Genomic DNA, 15,712 nt, shown 5'->3' with positions numbered 1-15,712 from the left:
AAGAAAGTCATTCTTATGTATTAATTTACTCTAAGAGGTGTGATATGTTGAACAACACGGAAATCCAATCCTTAATCCCCCATCGATATCCGTTTTTATTAGTGGACAAAATTTTGGAGCTCGAACCGGGGAAAAAGGCCGTGGGTATTAAAAATGTAACGGCAAACGAACCACATTTCCAAGGACATTTTCCCGAGCATGCGATTATGCCTGGCATACTGATTGTCGAGGCTCTTGCACAAACGGCAGGAATAGCAGTATCAGTAAACGAAAAAAGCGAGAGCAAACTAGGTGTATTATCAGGAATAGATGGAATGAAGTTCAAAAGGAAAGTGGTCCCAGGGGATGCATTAAAGCTTGAGGCCGAAATACTTGTTTCAAAGCTTGGTTTGATCAAAGCAAAGGTAACAGCCAGTGTAGACGGTCAGACAGCTGCCGAGGGAGAAATAAAGATTATGATGACTGACCTAAATAGGAAGTAGTCATTACCGAATTTAATATAATTAAACCCATTTGGAGTTAGAAAATAAGTGAAAAAAACTAAACCATAGCTGTTAAAGTGTGTCTTATTAGATTGACTTACTTGGGCTAAATTTAACCGCACATCCGAATACGGTATTCACGAAGCTTGCTAAGATGAATGTGGTTGAGACGCTTCGTGAATGCCCAGGACGTTACACGAAATTTTACATTCTGCGATAGATTTAGACTCAACTTTGAGAAGCTTTTTGTAAAGGATGACAACCATGAAAATGCGTAGCGAACAACAAATGATGAATTTAATAATGGATACCGCAAAAAATGATCAGCGCATAAGAGCTGTTATTGTGAACGGTTCAAGGGCAAACCCGAACGCCAAAAAGGACTTTTTTCAAGATTTTGATATTATCTACGTTGTAACGAGTATCAGTTCCTTTGTATCTAATCATAGTTGGATAAGAATCTTTGGTGATATCATGATTATGCAGATGCCAAAGTCTGATAGACTCATCACTGACATAGATGACGGAAGCTTTACCTACCTTATGCAATTTACTGATGGTAACCGCATCGATTTAAGCTTAGTACAAGTTGACAAAACCAGCCTTATGAAGCGAGAGAGCCAAAGTCTACTTCTTCTAGATAAGGACGGAATTATAGAACCGTTTCCCCCTGCGAGTGATTCCGATTTTATCGTTAAGCAGCCGACCGAGAAAATTTACAATGACTGTTGTAATGAGTTTTGGTGGATATGTACTTATGTAGCCAAAGGAATATGGCGTGATGAACTACCATACGCCATGTGCATGTATGATAGGTTTCTTAGGGATATGCTTTTTAAAATGATATCGTGGTATATAGGTATAAAGACGGATTTTGCTATTAGTGTAGGGAAATGCGGGAAACATTTTAAGAAGTATCTTGAAGCTGAAGTTTGGGATATGTACCTCAAAACGTACTGTGATAGTAACTATGAAAACCTATGGGAAGCTTTATTTACGGCAGGCAATTTATTTAGGATGATGGCTGAAAAGGTTTCAGACCAATTTGGCTTTATATATCCATATAGTGACGATAGACGTGTGACCGCACATTTAAACCATGTAAGAGAGTTACCAAAAACGGCATCAGAAATGTATCCCTGAGGCAATTAAAGCCTAGATTTGTCCGAGTCTTGCTTTCGGGGCACCTGACTTCGTGTAACACAGAATTTGGCGCCACTTGGCCAATATGAAAGAGGTATGGCGCGGAGCGGAATAGGTTAAGGGGAGAGTTAAAGTTTAATGCACAGAGTGGAAGGTACTATAGTAATTTTAAATCCGAAGATTTCATTATTGAGTAGGAGTTCATAATTGGGAGGATAACGGATGGCTGTTAGTGAAAGTTATAAAGATTATGTTTTGGATCAACTTGAACCATTGGGTTTCGTGACAATTAAAAAAATGTTCGGCGGCGCTGGGATTTACTATGACGGGTTGATTTTCGGTTTACTTGCTGATGACATACTATATTTTAAGGTGGACGATTCAAACAGATCAGATTACGAAAAAGAGGGTATGGGACCGTTCAAACCATTTATAGATAAGCCAATGGTCATGCCATATTACGAAGTGCCCATTGATATATTAGAGGATCGACATGCTTTACTAGAGTGGGCAAGAAAAGCCTGCATAGCATCAAAAAACAATATGCCCAAAAGTAAGAAGGGCAAAGAGTAGAATCGAATCCTATTTCGTTGACTGAGTGCTGCCATTCATCTTGTGGCAGCACTCTGACGTTCTTTATATGACGGAGATGAGATAATTTCTAATCGGCTCTTTTATCAATCTTCCCTTTCCCAGTCTTTAACTCGGGAAACGGCTTTTAACCAACCTAGATAAAATCGCTCTCTTTTCTCCTCTTCCATCTGAGGATGAAAGTGACGGTCAATTTGATAGCGCTTGATCAGTTCTTCGGTACCGGACCAGAAGCCTGTCGCAAGTCCTGCGAGATAGGCAGCACCTAAGGCTGTTGTCTCAATGCACAGAGGCCTTTCCACCTTGACGTTTAGAATATCGGCTTGGAATTGCATTAAGAGATTATTAGCGACGGCTCCGCCGTCGACTTTGAGGAGTTTTAAACGAAGCCCCGAATCTGCTTCCATGGCCGCGAGAACATCCTTTGTCTGATAGGCGATGGATTCTAGAGCAGCGCGAATGATATGGTTTTTTCCGCTGCCGCGGGTGAGACCGAAAATAGCGCCTCGTGCTCGCATATCCCAGTGCGGAGCTCCGAGTCCGGTAAAAGCAGGGACAACATAAACCCCTCCGTTATCGGGGACCTTGGAAGCAAAGTATTCGGAATCAGAAGCGGTTTCAATAAATTTTAACTCATCCCGTACCCACTGGATAACAGCCCCGGCAATGAAAATGCTTCCTTCAAGCGCATAGGAGACTTTGTCATTGATTCCCCATGCAATTGTTGTTAAAAGGCCGCTTTGAGATTCAATCATACGGTCGCCTGTATTCATCAGCATAAAGCATCCGGTGCCATACGTGTTTTTAGCCATACCGGGTTCAAAACAGGTTTGCCCGAAAAGAGCGGCTTGTTGATCTCCAGCGATCCCGGCAATCGGTATCTCATGACCGAAAAAGACACCTGCCGAAGTTGTTCCGTAAATATAACTTGAGGGTTTAACAGCAGGAAGCATAGCAGACGGAATATTAAGTTCATGGAGAAGATCCTCATCCCAATGGAGATCACGGATGTTGTAAAGCAGAGTTCGAGAGGCATTCGAGTAATCCGTGACATGAATTTTCCCCTGAGTAAGTTTCCAGACAAGCCAGGTATCCATTGTTCCAAAGAGAAGCTCCCCGCGTTCTGCTCTTTCTCTCGTGCCTGGGACATGGTCAAGAATCCACTTGATTTTTGTTGCCGAAAAATAGGCATCAATAACAAGACCTGTTTTGGCCTTAAATAATGGTTCAAGTCCGCGGGATTTTAAGTCATCACAAATTTCTGTGGATCTTCGGCATTGCCAAACGATGGCAGGGTGTATAGGCTTACCCGTTTCTTTATCCCAAATGACCGTTGTTTCCCGCTGATTCGTAATTCCGATTCCTGCGATTTCTTCAGAATTCACTTGCAAACGAGCAAGGAGTTCCGCGATAACGCCGTATTGTGTGCTCCAGATTTCTTCCGCATCATGCTCAACCCAGCCCGGGTAGGGATAATATTGGGTAAATTCCTTTTGGGCGATACCGATGATTTGGCTTTTTTGGTCAAAGAGAATGGCGCGGCAGCTCGTTGTTCCCTGATCGAGCGCAAGTATGTATTTTTTCTTCACGTTGATCTCCTCCCTTAAACCTTTAAACGCTTTTTATAATAATTCGCCATCATGTCTTTGAAAACCTTGAAGCGTGCATTTATACAGGCTCTTTATTTATACAGTAAAGTTCTATCCTTTCGTTAAAACTCGACTCGGAGGCATAGATTAAAAAATACAAAGTGTATGGGAAAGAGAAATTTTCTCTGGAGTGTTTCATATTAATACGCATTATACAGTAAAGAGGATTCATAATGTCTAGTTTTTTAGGTGAAAAATCAGTGAATTTAGGCTATGGTATGAGATTTGCATAATAAGTATAGAGCAAGCATTTTCACTAACAAAGAAGGGGAGGATGAATTAACGGTCCATACTATTTTTCCTTCTGCAAAATATCTAATTTGAGAGGAGAGCTAGAGTTTGATTAAGAAGAGTATTGTCGTCAATGGTGTAACGAAAACATTATTTGTTGACCCAGAGTTGGATCTAGCCAATGCGTTGAGAGGACAATTACATTTAACCGGAACCAAAATCGGGTGCGGCAAAGCTCAATGCGGCGCTTGTTCAGTCATTATGAACGGAAGAGTGATTCGTTCCTGTGTAACGAAGATGAAACGTGTTCCCGATAATGCGGAGATTACGACGATTGAGGGAGTCGGATCCCAAAATACGCTGCATCCCCTTCAATTAGCCTGGATGGTTCATGGTGCTGCTCAATGCGGTTTCTGTACACCTGGATTTATCGTTTCTGCTAAAGCCCTGTTAGACGCCAATGTTAATGTAACTCGTGAAGAAGTACGGGATTGGTTCCAAAAGAACCGCAATGTTTGCCGCTGTACGGGTTATAAGCCGCTTGTTGATGCAGTTATGGATGCTGCCCGTTTGATGAGAGGCGAGATCACTAAAGAAGATCTGTGGTATAAACTTCCTGAAGATGGCCAAGTATTTGGTACTAAATATATTCGTCCTTCGGCTTTGGCCAAAGTTACAGGTACTTGGGATTTCGGAGCAGACCTTGGTCTGTCCTTACCCGCTGAAACACTTCATCTTAAACTCGTACAAGCTAAAGTGTCCCATGCCAACATCCTTTCCATTGATACTTCCGAGGCTGAAAAGATGCCTGGAGTTTACAAGGTTATTACGTATAAGGATGTTAAAGGTAAAAATGCAATTACCGGACTTATTACCTTTCCGTCCAATAAAGGGGACGGATGGGATCGCCCCATTCTGAATGATAAAAAAGTCTTCCAGTTCGGGGATGCAATTGCCATTGTTGCAGCAGATACTCCTGATCACGCAAGGGATGCTGCGGAAAAGGTTAAAGTTGAACTCGAAGTTTTACCGGCGTATATGAGCGTTCCGGCTGCTATGGCTGACGATGCGATTGAGATTCATCCTGGAACCCCTAACGTTTACTTTGAAACCAAGATCAGCAAAGGGGAAGAAACTCAACCCATTATGGAAAAAGCGGATGTTGTAGTTCAGGACGATTTCTACGTTGGACGGCAACCCCACTTGCCCATCGAACCAGATGTCGGTTTTGCTTATTTTGATGAAGAAGGTAAGCTTATTATTCACTCCAAGAGTATCGGTATCCACCTTCATCATGCGATGATTGCTCCCGGTATTGGGGTTGATCCGGATCAACTGGTTCTCGTTCAGAATCCGACCGGCGGTACCTTTGGCTATAAATTTAGCCCGACAATCGAAGCTTTACTGGGTGTTGCCGCTGTGGCAACGGGTAAACCGGTATATCTCGAGTTTAACTACTATCAACAAACAACCTATACCGGCAAGCGTTCTCCTTTCTTCATGAATGTAAAATTTGGGGCAACTAAAGAAGGTAAATTGCTGGCTATGGAATCCGATTGGTCAGTCGATCATGGCCCCTATTCCGAATTCGGTGACCTATTAACCATGCGTGGATCACAGTTCATTGGCGCTGGATACTATATTCCTAACATCCGTGGAAATGGACGTACAGTTTGTACGAATCATGCCTGGGGTTCTGCATTCCGGGGTTACGGTTCACCGCAAAGTGAGTTTGCTTCCGAAGTTCTGATGGATGAACTCGCCGAAAAATTAGGAATAGATCCTTTCGATTTACGGTATAAAAATATCTACAGACCTGGAGATACAACTCCAACCGGTTGCCAACCTGATGTTTATTCACTCGAGGCAATGATGGATAAACTTCGTCCTCATTACCTTGAAGCTAAAAAGAGAGTTAAAGAATTGTCTACCGATGAAGTAAAACGTGGTGTGGGTATCTCGATTGGTGTTTACGGTGCAGGACTTGATGGGGCGGATACCTCTGAATCAGCAGCAGAACTTACAGCCGATGGAGTAGTAACAATCTATAACTCTTGGGAAGATCATGGACAAGGTGCTGATATGGGTACTTTAGGAACAGCTCATGAGGCTTTACGTCCTTTGGGAATTAAACCGGAAAATATCAAGTTAGTCATGAATGACACCTCAATTACACCAAATAGCGGTGTTGCCGGCGGCAGTCGTTCCCAAGTTATGACCGGAAACTCCACCAGAGTAGCCTGCCAAATGTTAGTAAAGGCAATGGAAAAAGCAGATGGAACGTATCGGACCTATGACGAAATGGTTGCAGAAGGTCTGTCTCTGAAATATTTGGGCAAATGGACAGCACCTGCCAGCGATTGCAGTGTAGAAACAGGACAAGGCAATCCGTTCTCCTGCTATATGTATGCAATCTTTATGCCTGAAGTCGAAGTCGATATGAAAACAGGAAAAGCAAAGGTCGTTAAGATGACCTGCGTTGCCGATCCTGGATGTATCGTCAATAGATTAGTTGTCGACGGTCAGATTTATGGCGGTATTGCTCAAGGGATCGGTTTAGCTTTGACCGAGGACTTTGAGGATCTCAATAAGCACATTGATATGTATAGCTGCGGTATTCCTTATCCTAAGGATATTCCAGACGATTTCAACATTCTTTATGTTGAAACCCCACGGCCGCATGGTCCTTTCGGCGCTTCCGGTTCAGGAGAATTGCCGCTGACCAGTCCACATGCTTCAATAATCAATGCAATTTACAATGCATGCGGCGCTCGTATTACCAAATTACCTGCACTCCCAGAAAAGATTCTGGCAGGATTGCAAAACAAATAATCATAAGTGAGTACGAGAACCTAAAACGGATTTATCCGTTTTAGGTTCCGTGTCCAATAAGATAGTTTATTGACTTAAAAACTTTAGAAACGGGTGGATGGTAGTGGAACAGCTGGAATCTCGGGAATTAGAGCAAAAATGTACGCAGGAAAGTCTGCCTGCTTGTGCGGCAGCCTGTCCTTTACATGTGGATGCTCGGGAATTGATGCGGATGATACAGAAAGAAGATTATAAAGGAGCTGCTAAAGTCCTCGAAAAGAGACAGCCTTTTCCCGGTATAATCAGTCGTATTTGTGATCATCCCTGCCAAAATTCCTGTGTCCGTAAGGATGCCGGGGGGACGATCTTAATTGGTGAACTGGAAAGATTCACTGTCAATCATTATCCTGTCTCACCGCTGCGCCCAAAGGCTATCTCACCTAAACAACAGCGTATTGCCGTAGTCGGCGGGGGGTTAAGCGGAGCAACTGCAGCTTGGGAGCTTGCTAAAAAGGGTTACTCGGTTGTGTTATTCGAACGGAAGCCAAAATTGGGAGGCAGACTTTTAGAGCTGGATGAAAAAATTCTGCCTAGCAGGGTTATCGAAGATGAGTTATCGGTACTGGCGAAAAACGGAGTGCAAGTACGGCTAAATACTGAAGTAGGAAGCGATTTACCGCTTTTGCAAGTTAAAGAAGAATTTGCAGCGGTTTATGTTGCCTGTGGAATAAAAGGCAAAGTTCCGGCGGATATTAAAAATGGCAATGGCAACTGTGTTATTGATCCGACAACGTTTACTACTTTTCAGCCCGGAGTTTTTGCTGGAGGGAGTATGCGGATCGGGGAATCTTTTGTAAAATCTGCAGCTGACGGAAAACGTGCGGCGCTGTCTATTGACCGCTATCTGCAACAGGCTTCGCTTACTGCCTCGAGGGAAAATGAGGGAGAGTTTGATACAGATCTCTTTGTAAGTCTGAAGAATGTGAAAAGCGTTCCTCCCGTCCTAAAGAGCTTAAGCCAGGAACTAAGCAAGGAGGAAGCTTTAGCTGAAGCCGGGAGATGCCTGGATTGCCAATGTCTTGAATGTGTCAAGGCGTGTAAATTCCTCGAAAGTTTCGGTGCTTATCCTAAAAAGTATGTTCGGGCAATTTATAACAATGAATCGATTGTCATGGGAATACATCATGCCAATAAGATGATCAATTCCTGCAATCTTTGCGGACAGTGTGCGGTGGTTTGCCCTAATCACTTGGATATGGGTGAAGTCATCAAGGTAACACGGGAGAAAATGGTTGCCCGAGGGAAAATGCCGCCTTCGGCACATGCTTTTGCCTTAGAGGATATGGAATTCAGCAATAGCGATCTTTTTGCTCTTGCTAAGCATCAGCCAGGGGCGGACTCCAGCCGGTATTTATTTTTCCCAGGTTGCCAATTGAGCGCCTCTTCACCGGAACAGGTGCAAAAGGTATATGGGTATCTGCAAAATAGTCTTTCAGATGGTGTTGGGTTGATGCTGCGCTGCTGTGGTGCGCCGGCAGAATGGGCAGGCCGACAAGATCTTGTCGCTGCAGCTGAAGATCAGATGCGCAAACAGTGGGAGGATATGGGCGAGCCCATAATTATCACAGCCTGTTCCACCTGTTATGAAATGTTTAAACCGAAGTATCCCAAGGTCGTTTCTCTATGGGAGATTATTTATAAAACAGGATTGCCGGAAAAGAAAGATTTGGGCTTAAAACTGGCGATCCATGATGCGTGTACGACCCGACATGAAACAGAAATTCATCGTTATGTCCGGGAGATACTCCAGCAGTTAGGGTGTAAAATCGAGGAATTGCCGTACAACAGAGAGGAGACAACCTGCTGCGGCTATGGCGGGCTGATGTGGTCTGCTAACCGGAATTTAAGCCGCGAAACGGCTGCGGCAAGGGTGAAGGAAAGTGCTTCAGAATACGTGGTTTACTGTGCAATGTGCCGTGATCAATTTGCGGGTCAAGGGAAAGCAACCGTGCATGTATTGGATCTGCTGTTTGATAATTCTTCGATGGAAGAGGCCTCAGAACCTGGACCTGGCTTTTCTGAGCGTCATGAAAACAGGGCTAGGCTTAAGAGACATTTATTACAGAATGTTTGGCGAGAAGAACCCGCACCGGAAAGGAGCTATATGGCCATCAAACTTTATATATCAGATGAGGTTAAAGAACTCCTGGAAGAACGCCGCATACTGTTGGAAGATGTGCAGAAGGTTATCGAAAATGCCGAAAGCACAGGCCGTAAGTTTGTCAACAAGAATAGTTCCCATATCCTGGCCTATTTCAAGCCGGCAAGTGTAACGTACTGGGTTGAATATAGCATTAAAGAGGATGGGTTTGATATCCACAATGCATACTTCCATAGGATGGAGATTATGGAGGATGTGAAAGGATGACAACAGCAAAACAAAAAGAGGAACAAGAATGGCAGTGCGGTAAATGCGGCGGAGCACTGCAAAGGGGGAAAGTCAAAGTGACTTACCTTGGGAATGACTTCGAGGTAGAGGAATATAAGTGCCCATCCTGCGGGTTTGTGTTGATTACTGAAAAGCTAGCTTTGGGTCAAATGGCGGAAGTCGAGCAAAGTCTGGAAGATAAATAGGGGGATAAAGATGAGTCAAGACAGCTTTCGCATGTTTAAGTTAGCAGCTCAAGGATTTTGCTGCACTCAGATTATGATGCTGATGGCCCTTGAAGATGAGGGGAAAGATGACAATCCGGATTTAATCCGAGCAATGCAGGGGCTTTGCGGAGGAATGGGGCGCTCCGGTGGTACGTGCGGTGCTTTAACAGGCGGAGCATCCATCATAGGCTTAGCAGCAGGTAAAGGTAATGCGATGGAGCAGGTTCATCCTAAGCTGGGGAGAATGATAGCGGAATTGCTGGATTGGTTTGATGAGACCTATGCAAGCCGTGATTGTGAAGACATCATCCAAACAAAGCTGGGTGAAGGAGATGCTTATCCTGTAAAATGCGGAAGTATTGTTTCTGCTACCTATTATAAGGTACGTGAAATCATGGCTAAATATATTGTAAAAGAAGAGGAAGAAGAGGACTAAGATGGAGCAGCTAGGAGTCAAACTCTTTGAGAGTCCAGTGTTGCGACAGGTAACCGGCGAAACCATTCGACCGGGGGATTTTTTCTTACAGAAAAGGCAGTGGATTTTTGTTCCTTTGCTCCAGGTTCTAGAATTCTTGATGTGGGCTGCGGCAGTGGTGCCAGTGTAGAGTTCTTGCGCAGTGAATATCAGCTCGAAGCTGTAGGGGTTGACCCTTCTGAAGTTTTGTTGGAATTGGGCAAGAACCGGAATCCTCAACTGCCTTTGGTTCAAGGATACGGTGAAAAGCTGCCGTTTTCCGGTGAAGAGATGGACGGAGTATTTGCAGAATGTACATTGTCCCTCATGAATGATTTGCGGGAAACGGTAAGAGAAATACATCGTGTTCTCAAAAATAACGGTTTATTCGTGGTTAATGATGTTTATGCACGTAATCCGGAAGGTGTGAGCAGATTACGCAAGCTTTCAGTGTCCTCATGCTTAAGGGGTGCACTCCTTCAAGATGAACTCATATCCTTGTTGGAAGACGTTGGCTTTAGAATCCTTCATTGGGAGGATCACACTAAATTACTCAAGCAATTAACGGGTGAAATGATCTTTAAGTATGGATCAATGAATAATTTTTGGTTAAAATCAACGGCCTGTACAGTTAATCCAAATGAAGCTCAGCTTGCAATGCGTGAGGCAAAGACCGGTTATTTTCAGCTCATTGCCTTAAAAAGTTGAAAGAAGAGACCTGATTAGCGATTTGATTTTGACATAAAGGAGTTATTCGCTTGGCAGTTAATGAAGAAGGGAAAGTCCTGTCAATTACAGAGAGCGTCTGCCCCGAATGTTTATCCCGCCTATCCGCAACTCGAATACTGTCTGGAAATAAAGTTTATTTGGAAAAGACCTGCTCGGTTCATGGGCATTTTAAAACGTTGCTATGGCAGGGGGCTCCTGAATGGCAGAGCTGGGTAAGGGATAAAATTCCGTCGAGACCACCCGTATGCGACACGGAAGCAGACAAAGGCTGCCCGCATGATTGCGGCTTATGTACGGATCATCGACAGCATACCTGTACTGCGCTGCTCGAAGTGACACAGCGTTGTAATTTAAACTGTGCTTATTGTTTTGCATCTGCGGGAGGAAGCACGGTTGATCCGAGCTTAGCAGAAATACAAAAAGGGTTGGAAACGATTTATAAAACCAGCGGTGCTTGCAATCTGCAATTATCAGGCGGTGAACCCACCGTCCGTGATGATTTGCCGGAGATTATTGCGTTGGCAGGAAAAATCGGTTTTCCTTTTATTCAGGTGAATTCAAATGGCCTGCGTTTAGCAAAAGATAAGGAGTATGTGCAAAAATTACGTAAGGCTGGATTGAATTCTGTGTTTTTGCAGTTTGATGGAACAGATGACGATATTTATACGAAGTTACGAGGCCGGAAACTGTTGCCTATAAAAATTCAGGCGATTAAAAACTGCATAAGTAATGGTATAGGAGTTGTGCTCGTACCGACAGTTGTACCCGGTGTCAATACGGATAATATCGGGGAGATGATTCAATTTGCCATCGAAAACTCTCCAGGAGTGCGCGGCATCCATTTTCAGCCTGTGAGTTATTTCGGCCGCTTTCCCCAAGAACCCTCGGATGAGGATCGCATAACCCTTCCTCAGGTGATGCAGGCCATTGAGGCTCAAACAGAGGGCTTAATCAAGACGGATAACCTAAAACCGCCGGGTTGCGAAAATGCGCTTTGTTCCTTTCATGGAAACTTTAGAATCCTGCCGGGCGGCAAAATTAAAGCCTTAAGTACAAACTCGTGCTGCAGTGGTGAGAAGGCGTATGTAGGGGCGAGCAAAAACCGCAAATTTGTATCTCGGCAATGGAATGGAATCAATTTGGAAGTGCCTTCCACAAAAACGAATCAGGAGAGTTCGAATTCCTGGGATAATTTATTGCATGAACTAAAAACCCATTCCTTTACGATTTCGGGGATGGCTTTTCAGGATGCGTGGAATCTCGACCTGGAAAGGCTGAAGGATTGTTGTATTCATGTCATGAGTCCAGAGGGAAAGCTTATTCCGTTCTGTGCTTATAATCTGACTTCTGCCGATGGAACTTCTCTTTACCGGAGGCCTTCATGAAATTAACGCCTTTAGGACCTTGGATAGCACGTAAACTAGATATTGAAAAACAAAATAGCAGAAGGTTAACCCGCGAGTTAATAGAAGCTTACCAGTTGGATAAGCTTAATCAGACTCTTGAACTCGCCTCAACCCGAAGCATTTTTTATAAACATCTTTTGGCAGGCTGCAATTTAAAACTTAAAAATTTAAAGCAGTTAGAATGTCTGCCATTTACGACGGCTGAAGATATCCGCATAAATCCGCTGCAGCTTCTTACCGTTTCCCAGGGGGAAATTGACAGGATTGTCACCTTGCAGAGTTCGGGGACTACGGGTCAGCCTAAACGGATTTACTTTACTGCCGCAGATCAAGAATTAACGATTGAGTTTTTTCAGCAGGGTATGGCAACGCTGGTTGAACCGGGGGCACGCGTCTTGATTTTGCTGCCGGGAAAGAATCCCGGCAGTGTCGGAGATTTGCTGAAACAGGCTTTAACTAGGCATGGGGTTGAAAGCATAGTCTATGGCCCGGTTTTTGATCCTGCCGAAACACTAGCGGTAATCCAGAAAGAAAAGATTGACTGTTTAGTCGGCATTCCGGTACAGGTGCTTTCCTTAGCAAAATACCGCGATGCGAATGGTCTGCCGGTTTCAGTGGGAGTTAAGAATGTTCTATTAAGTACGGATTATGTACCTGAAGCAATCGTTCAAGCATTACAAGAAGCTTGGGACTGTCGAGTATTTAATCATTATGGTTCAACAGAAATGGGTCTGGGCGGCGGTGTAGAGTGCGAATTTTTACACGGGTATCACTTGAGAGAAGCTGATTTGTACTTTGAAGTGGTCGATCCTGTGAGCGGTGAAGTACTGCCTGATGGGGAATATGGAGAGGTTGTCTTTACGACGCTAACCCGTCAGGGAATGCCGTTAATCCGTTATAAGACGGGTGATTTTTCACGCTTCTTAAAGGAACCCTGTCCGTGTGGAACCGTATTAAAACGGATGGATAAAGTGAGAGGAAGGCTAAAGGGTACAGTTCAGCTGCGAAATGGCCAATGTATAAACATCAGTGAACTTGATGAGATAATACTAGGACTGAAAGGTGTTGTCGATTTTTCAGCCGAATTGCACGAAGGTAAAGAGCAGCTTCTAAAGATTACTGCATTTGAGGCTGAGGGAAATCAGATATCTATTGAGCCGGAAGCGGTAGTCCACGCTCTAGCTGCGCTTGAACCATTAAATAAAGCTGTAAAGCAAAAGAATTTAAAAGTTCAAGTCCAGGTTAAGAATGAAGAACAGAAAAGAAGGATAACAAGCAGTAAACGCGTGATCGTCATCATTCCAGAAAGCGGTGAATTATGATGAAGGACAAAATACCGGATTCCACAGTATCAATAACGGGAATAATAATAGCTGCAGGTTTTTCTTTTCGGATGAAAACATTAAAACAATTATTGCCCCTTAATGGGCTTCCGGCAGTTATACAAGCCGTGAAAAGTATGCAGGCTGGCGGTCTCCAGGATATAATAGTTGTAGTCGGGCATAAATCAGAGCAGCTGATCCCCCTGCTTCGAAATTTAAATGTGAAAGTCCTAATTAATGAGCGTTATGCGGAAGGGATGTTTACCTCAATTCAGACAGGAGTGGCAAATCTTCCCCCGCAAACTAAAGGCTTTTTTCTCTTGCCGGCAGATACACCCATTATTTCTGCGGAAACTATTCCATCTTTAATCCATGCCTTTCAAACTCAAAATGAAATCGTTTATCCTTGTTATCTAGGGCATAGAGGACATCCTCCTTTAATCAGTGCTCGGTATATACCGGATATTTTGAGCTGGAAAGAAGAGGGCGGGCTGCGGGCTGTTTTAAACTGTTTTGAAAACTATGCTGTAGATGTACCGGTTAATGATCGGGGGATTTTGCTGGATATGGATACACCGAGTGATTATCTGAAACTTTGCAAGTTCTGTCGAGAAAATCCAATACCTTCGATTAAGGAATGTGAAATGTTGCTGGATCTTGAAAATGTCCCGGTTGATGTCCGCAATCATTCCCAGTCAGTCGCTTCCATGGCTTGTGAAATAGGGAGGCGGCTGAATGAAGTTGGCTGCCAGTTAAATCTGCCGCTCATCCATGCAGCAGGAGTTTTGCATGATATTGCTAAAGGGGAGCATAACCATGCCCTTAAGGGAGCCGACCGTTTAGCTGATTATCCTGAAGTTGCAGAAGTTGTTGCTGCACATATGGATATCTGTGTTTCTTCATCAGAATTTCCGGACGAAAAAGAAATTATCTATCTTGCGGATAAACTTGTTAAAAATGATCAGTTAGCAGGATTACAGTCTAGATTTGCCTTTGCACTTGAGAAATATAAAGATGATCCAATGGTAAGGCAGAAGGTAATGGAACGGCTAGAAAATGCTTTAATGATTAAAGATAAAATTGAAGCTCTTTTAAAAATGCCCTTTGGAGAGCATAGGGCTGGAACACTTGAGGGGGAAATAAAATGGATGATATCAAAGAAGGCTTGCAGGAGATTGCCGGCGGAAACAGTCAGGCAGCAGTTCTCGTGACCATTGTAAGTGTTAAAGGTTCAACTCCGCGCAGTCCCGGTGCCAGGATGATCGTTTTTGGGGATGGGCGGACGTACGGAACGATTGGCGGCGGATGCGGGGAAGCAGAGGTTCGCCGTGAAGCGCTTAATGCTTTACGTTATAGAATAAATAAGTGGTATACCCTCGATATGACGAATGATACGGCAGAAGAAGAAGGTATGGTCTGCGGCGGAACAATGGATGTGTTTATTGAATATGTCGATGAATCCCAAGCCGAATTCTTGAGCAAATGTTTGCAGTTTATAAATCAGAAGGATACGTTTGTTTTACTAACCTTAGTTCGTTCTGATGATTCAGCTCAGGTCGGTAAAAAACTTCTAATTACAAATTCCGAGCATCAATTTGGTGATTTAGGCTGCCCTGATTTGAATTCTGCCGCAATTGAGCTATATGCCGCGATTGGAAAAGAAAATAAGCCTCGGCTGATTAATCTTGATCATGAATTCAAGGTTCAGGAGAATAATACAGGTTTTAAATATCAGTTATTTTACGAAAAAGTAACTGCCCCTATTGAACTGCTTGTCCTTGGCGGAGGGCATATTGCTTTGCCTTTATGTGAAATGGGAAAAATTTTAGGTTATCATGTCACAGTAGTCGATGATCGCCCTTATTTTGCAAATACACAACGGTTTTCAAGCGTTGATAAAGTCATCTGCAATGATTTTTGTAAAGCTTTAGAAGAGATCGAGGTTACTCCAGCTACTTTTATCGTCATAGTGACCAGGGGGCACCGCCATGACAAAATTTGCCTGCGTCAGGTTATCGAGAGACCGGCGGGATATATTGGCATGATTGGCAGTAAACGCAGGGTAAAGGCCTTAATGAGTGAGCTCGCTGAAGAAGGAATATCTGTTGAACTCTTAAACAAGGTCTATTCGCCGATAGGACTGAAAATTTCGGCTGAGACCCCTCAGGAAATTGCAGTAAGCATTTTAGCAGAAATAATTCAGGTCCAGCGTGGATAATAACGAATTGTAAAAAGGAGG

At 43.7% G+C, this 15,712-nt stretch carries 13 protein-coding genes; 12 read left to right on the top strand and 1 reads right to left on the bottom strand.

What is annotated here, in order from left to right; translation table 11 throughout:
• Positions 1-44 precede the first annotated feature (44 nt).
• The 3 genes from fabZ (at position 45) to ACHOLT_RS18930 (ending at position 2,198) form a co-directional block, all read left to right on the top strand.
• Positions 45-482 (top strand): 3-hydroxyacyl-ACP dehydratase FabZ, encoded by a 438-nt coding sequence (gene fabZ, locus ACHOLT_RS18940; protein WP_425803860.1) that lies wholly within the window; start codon positions 45-47, stop codon positions 480-482.
• Between the two features lie 264 nt (positions 483-746).
• Entirely contained in the window at positions 747-1,625 is an 879-nt protein-coding gene (locus ACHOLT_RS18935) for an aminoglycoside 6-adenylyltransferase (RefSeq protein ID WP_425803858.1), read from the top strand.
• Positions 1,626-1,847: 222 nt separating this feature from the next.
• Positions 1,848-2,198 (top strand): TfoX/Sxy family protein, encoded by a 351-nt coding sequence (locus tag ACHOLT_RS18930; protein WP_425803855.1) that lies wholly within the window; start codon positions 1,848-1,850, stop codon positions 2,196-2,198.
• 104 nt (positions 2,199-2,302) lie between these two features.
• Here ACHOLT_RS18930 and glpK read toward each other — a convergent pair whose 3' ends face one another.
• Positions 2,303-3,805, bottom strand: a complete 1,503-nt coding sequence (gene glpK / locus ACHOLT_RS18925; protein ID WP_425803853.1) for a glycerol kinase GlpK — start codon at positions 3,803-3,805, stop codon at positions 2,303-2,305.
• A 399-nt stretch (positions 3,806-4,204) separates the two neighbouring features.
• On the opposite strand from glpK, the gene ACHOLT_RS18920 reads away from it, so the two are divergent.
• The 9 genes from ACHOLT_RS18920 to ACHOLT_RS18880 all read left to right on the top strand — a co-directional run bounded on the left by ACHOLT_RS18920 (position 4,205) and on the right by ACHOLT_RS18880 (position 15,691).
• Positions 4,205-6,928 (top strand): molybdopterin-dependent aldehyde oxidoreductase, encoded by a 2,724-nt coding sequence (locus ACHOLT_RS18920; protein ID WP_425803850.1) that lies wholly within the window; start codon positions 4,205-4,207, stop codon positions 6,926-6,928.
• A gap of 103 nt (positions 6,929-7,031) precedes the next feature.
• Positions 7,032-9,335, top strand: a complete 2,304-nt coding sequence (locus tag ACHOLT_RS18915; protein ID WP_425803848.1) for a pyridine nucleotide-disulfide oxidoreductase/dicluster-binding protein — start codon at positions 7,032-7,034, stop codon at positions 9,333-9,335.
• Positions 9,332-9,541 (top strand): DVU_1557 family redox protein, encoded by a 210-nt coding sequence (locus tag ACHOLT_RS18910; protein ID WP_425803846.1) that lies wholly within the window; start codon positions 9,332-9,334, stop codon positions 9,539-9,541. Before ACHOLT_RS18915 ends, ACHOLT_RS18910 begins: the two co-directional genes overlap by 4 nt.
• Positions 9,542-9,551: 10 nt before the next feature.
• Complete coding sequence (locus ACHOLT_RS18905; protein WP_425803843.1) at positions 9,552-9,998, top strand: DVU_1555 family C-GCAxxG-C-C protein; 447 nt, start codon at positions 9,552-9,554, stop codon at positions 9,996-9,998.
• Between the two features lie 99 nt (positions 9,999-10,097).
• The gene (trsM, locus tag ACHOLT_RS18900) at positions 10,098-10,724 is read left to right on the top strand and encodes a DVU_1556 family methyltransferase (protein ID WP_425803840.1); all 627 of its coding nucleotides are present in this window, start codon (positions 10,098-10,100) and stop codon (positions 10,722-10,724) included.
• Between the two features lie 50 nt (positions 10,725-10,774).
• Positions 10,775-12,130 (top strand): radical SAM (seleno)protein TrsS, encoded by a 1,356-nt coding sequence (gene trsS, locus ACHOLT_RS18895; RefSeq protein ID WP_425803838.1) that lies wholly within the window; start codon positions 10,775-10,777, stop codon positions 12,128-12,130.
• Positions 12,127-13,473 (top strand): DVU_1553 family AMP-dependent CoA ligase, encoded by a 1,347-nt coding sequence (locus ACHOLT_RS18890; RefSeq protein ID WP_425803836.1) that lies wholly within the window; start codon positions 12,127-12,129, stop codon positions 13,471-13,473. The genes trsS and ACHOLT_RS18890 overlap by 4 nt, the downstream gene beginning before the upstream one ends.
• Positions 13,470-14,684 carry a DVU_1551 family NTP transferase gene (locus ACHOLT_RS18885; RefSeq protein WP_425803834.1) on the top strand — a complete coding sequence of 405 codons (1,215 nt, stop codon included), beginning with the start codon at positions 13,470-13,472 and terminating at the stop codon, positions 14,682-14,684. The genes ACHOLT_RS18890 and ACHOLT_RS18885 overlap by 4 nt, the downstream gene beginning before the upstream one ends.
• A complete protein-coding gene (locus tag ACHOLT_RS18880; protein ID WP_425803832.1) occupies positions 14,618-15,691 on the top strand; it encodes an XdhC family protein in 1,074 nt (357 codons plus the stop codon). The genes ACHOLT_RS18885 and ACHOLT_RS18880 overlap by 67 nt, the downstream gene beginning before the upstream one ends.
• Positions 15,692-15,712 lie beyond the last annotated feature (21 nt).

The organism is Desulfitobacterium nosdiversum (genome assembly GCF_049860565.1).
GTDB lineage: Bacteria > Bacillota > Desulfitobacteriia > Desulfitobacteriales > Desulfitobacteriaceae > Desulfitobacterium_A > Desulfitobacterium_A nosdiversum.
The sequence above is the reverse complement of the archived record's forward strand: the minus strand, read 5'-3'. Positions and strand labels throughout refer to the sequence as shown.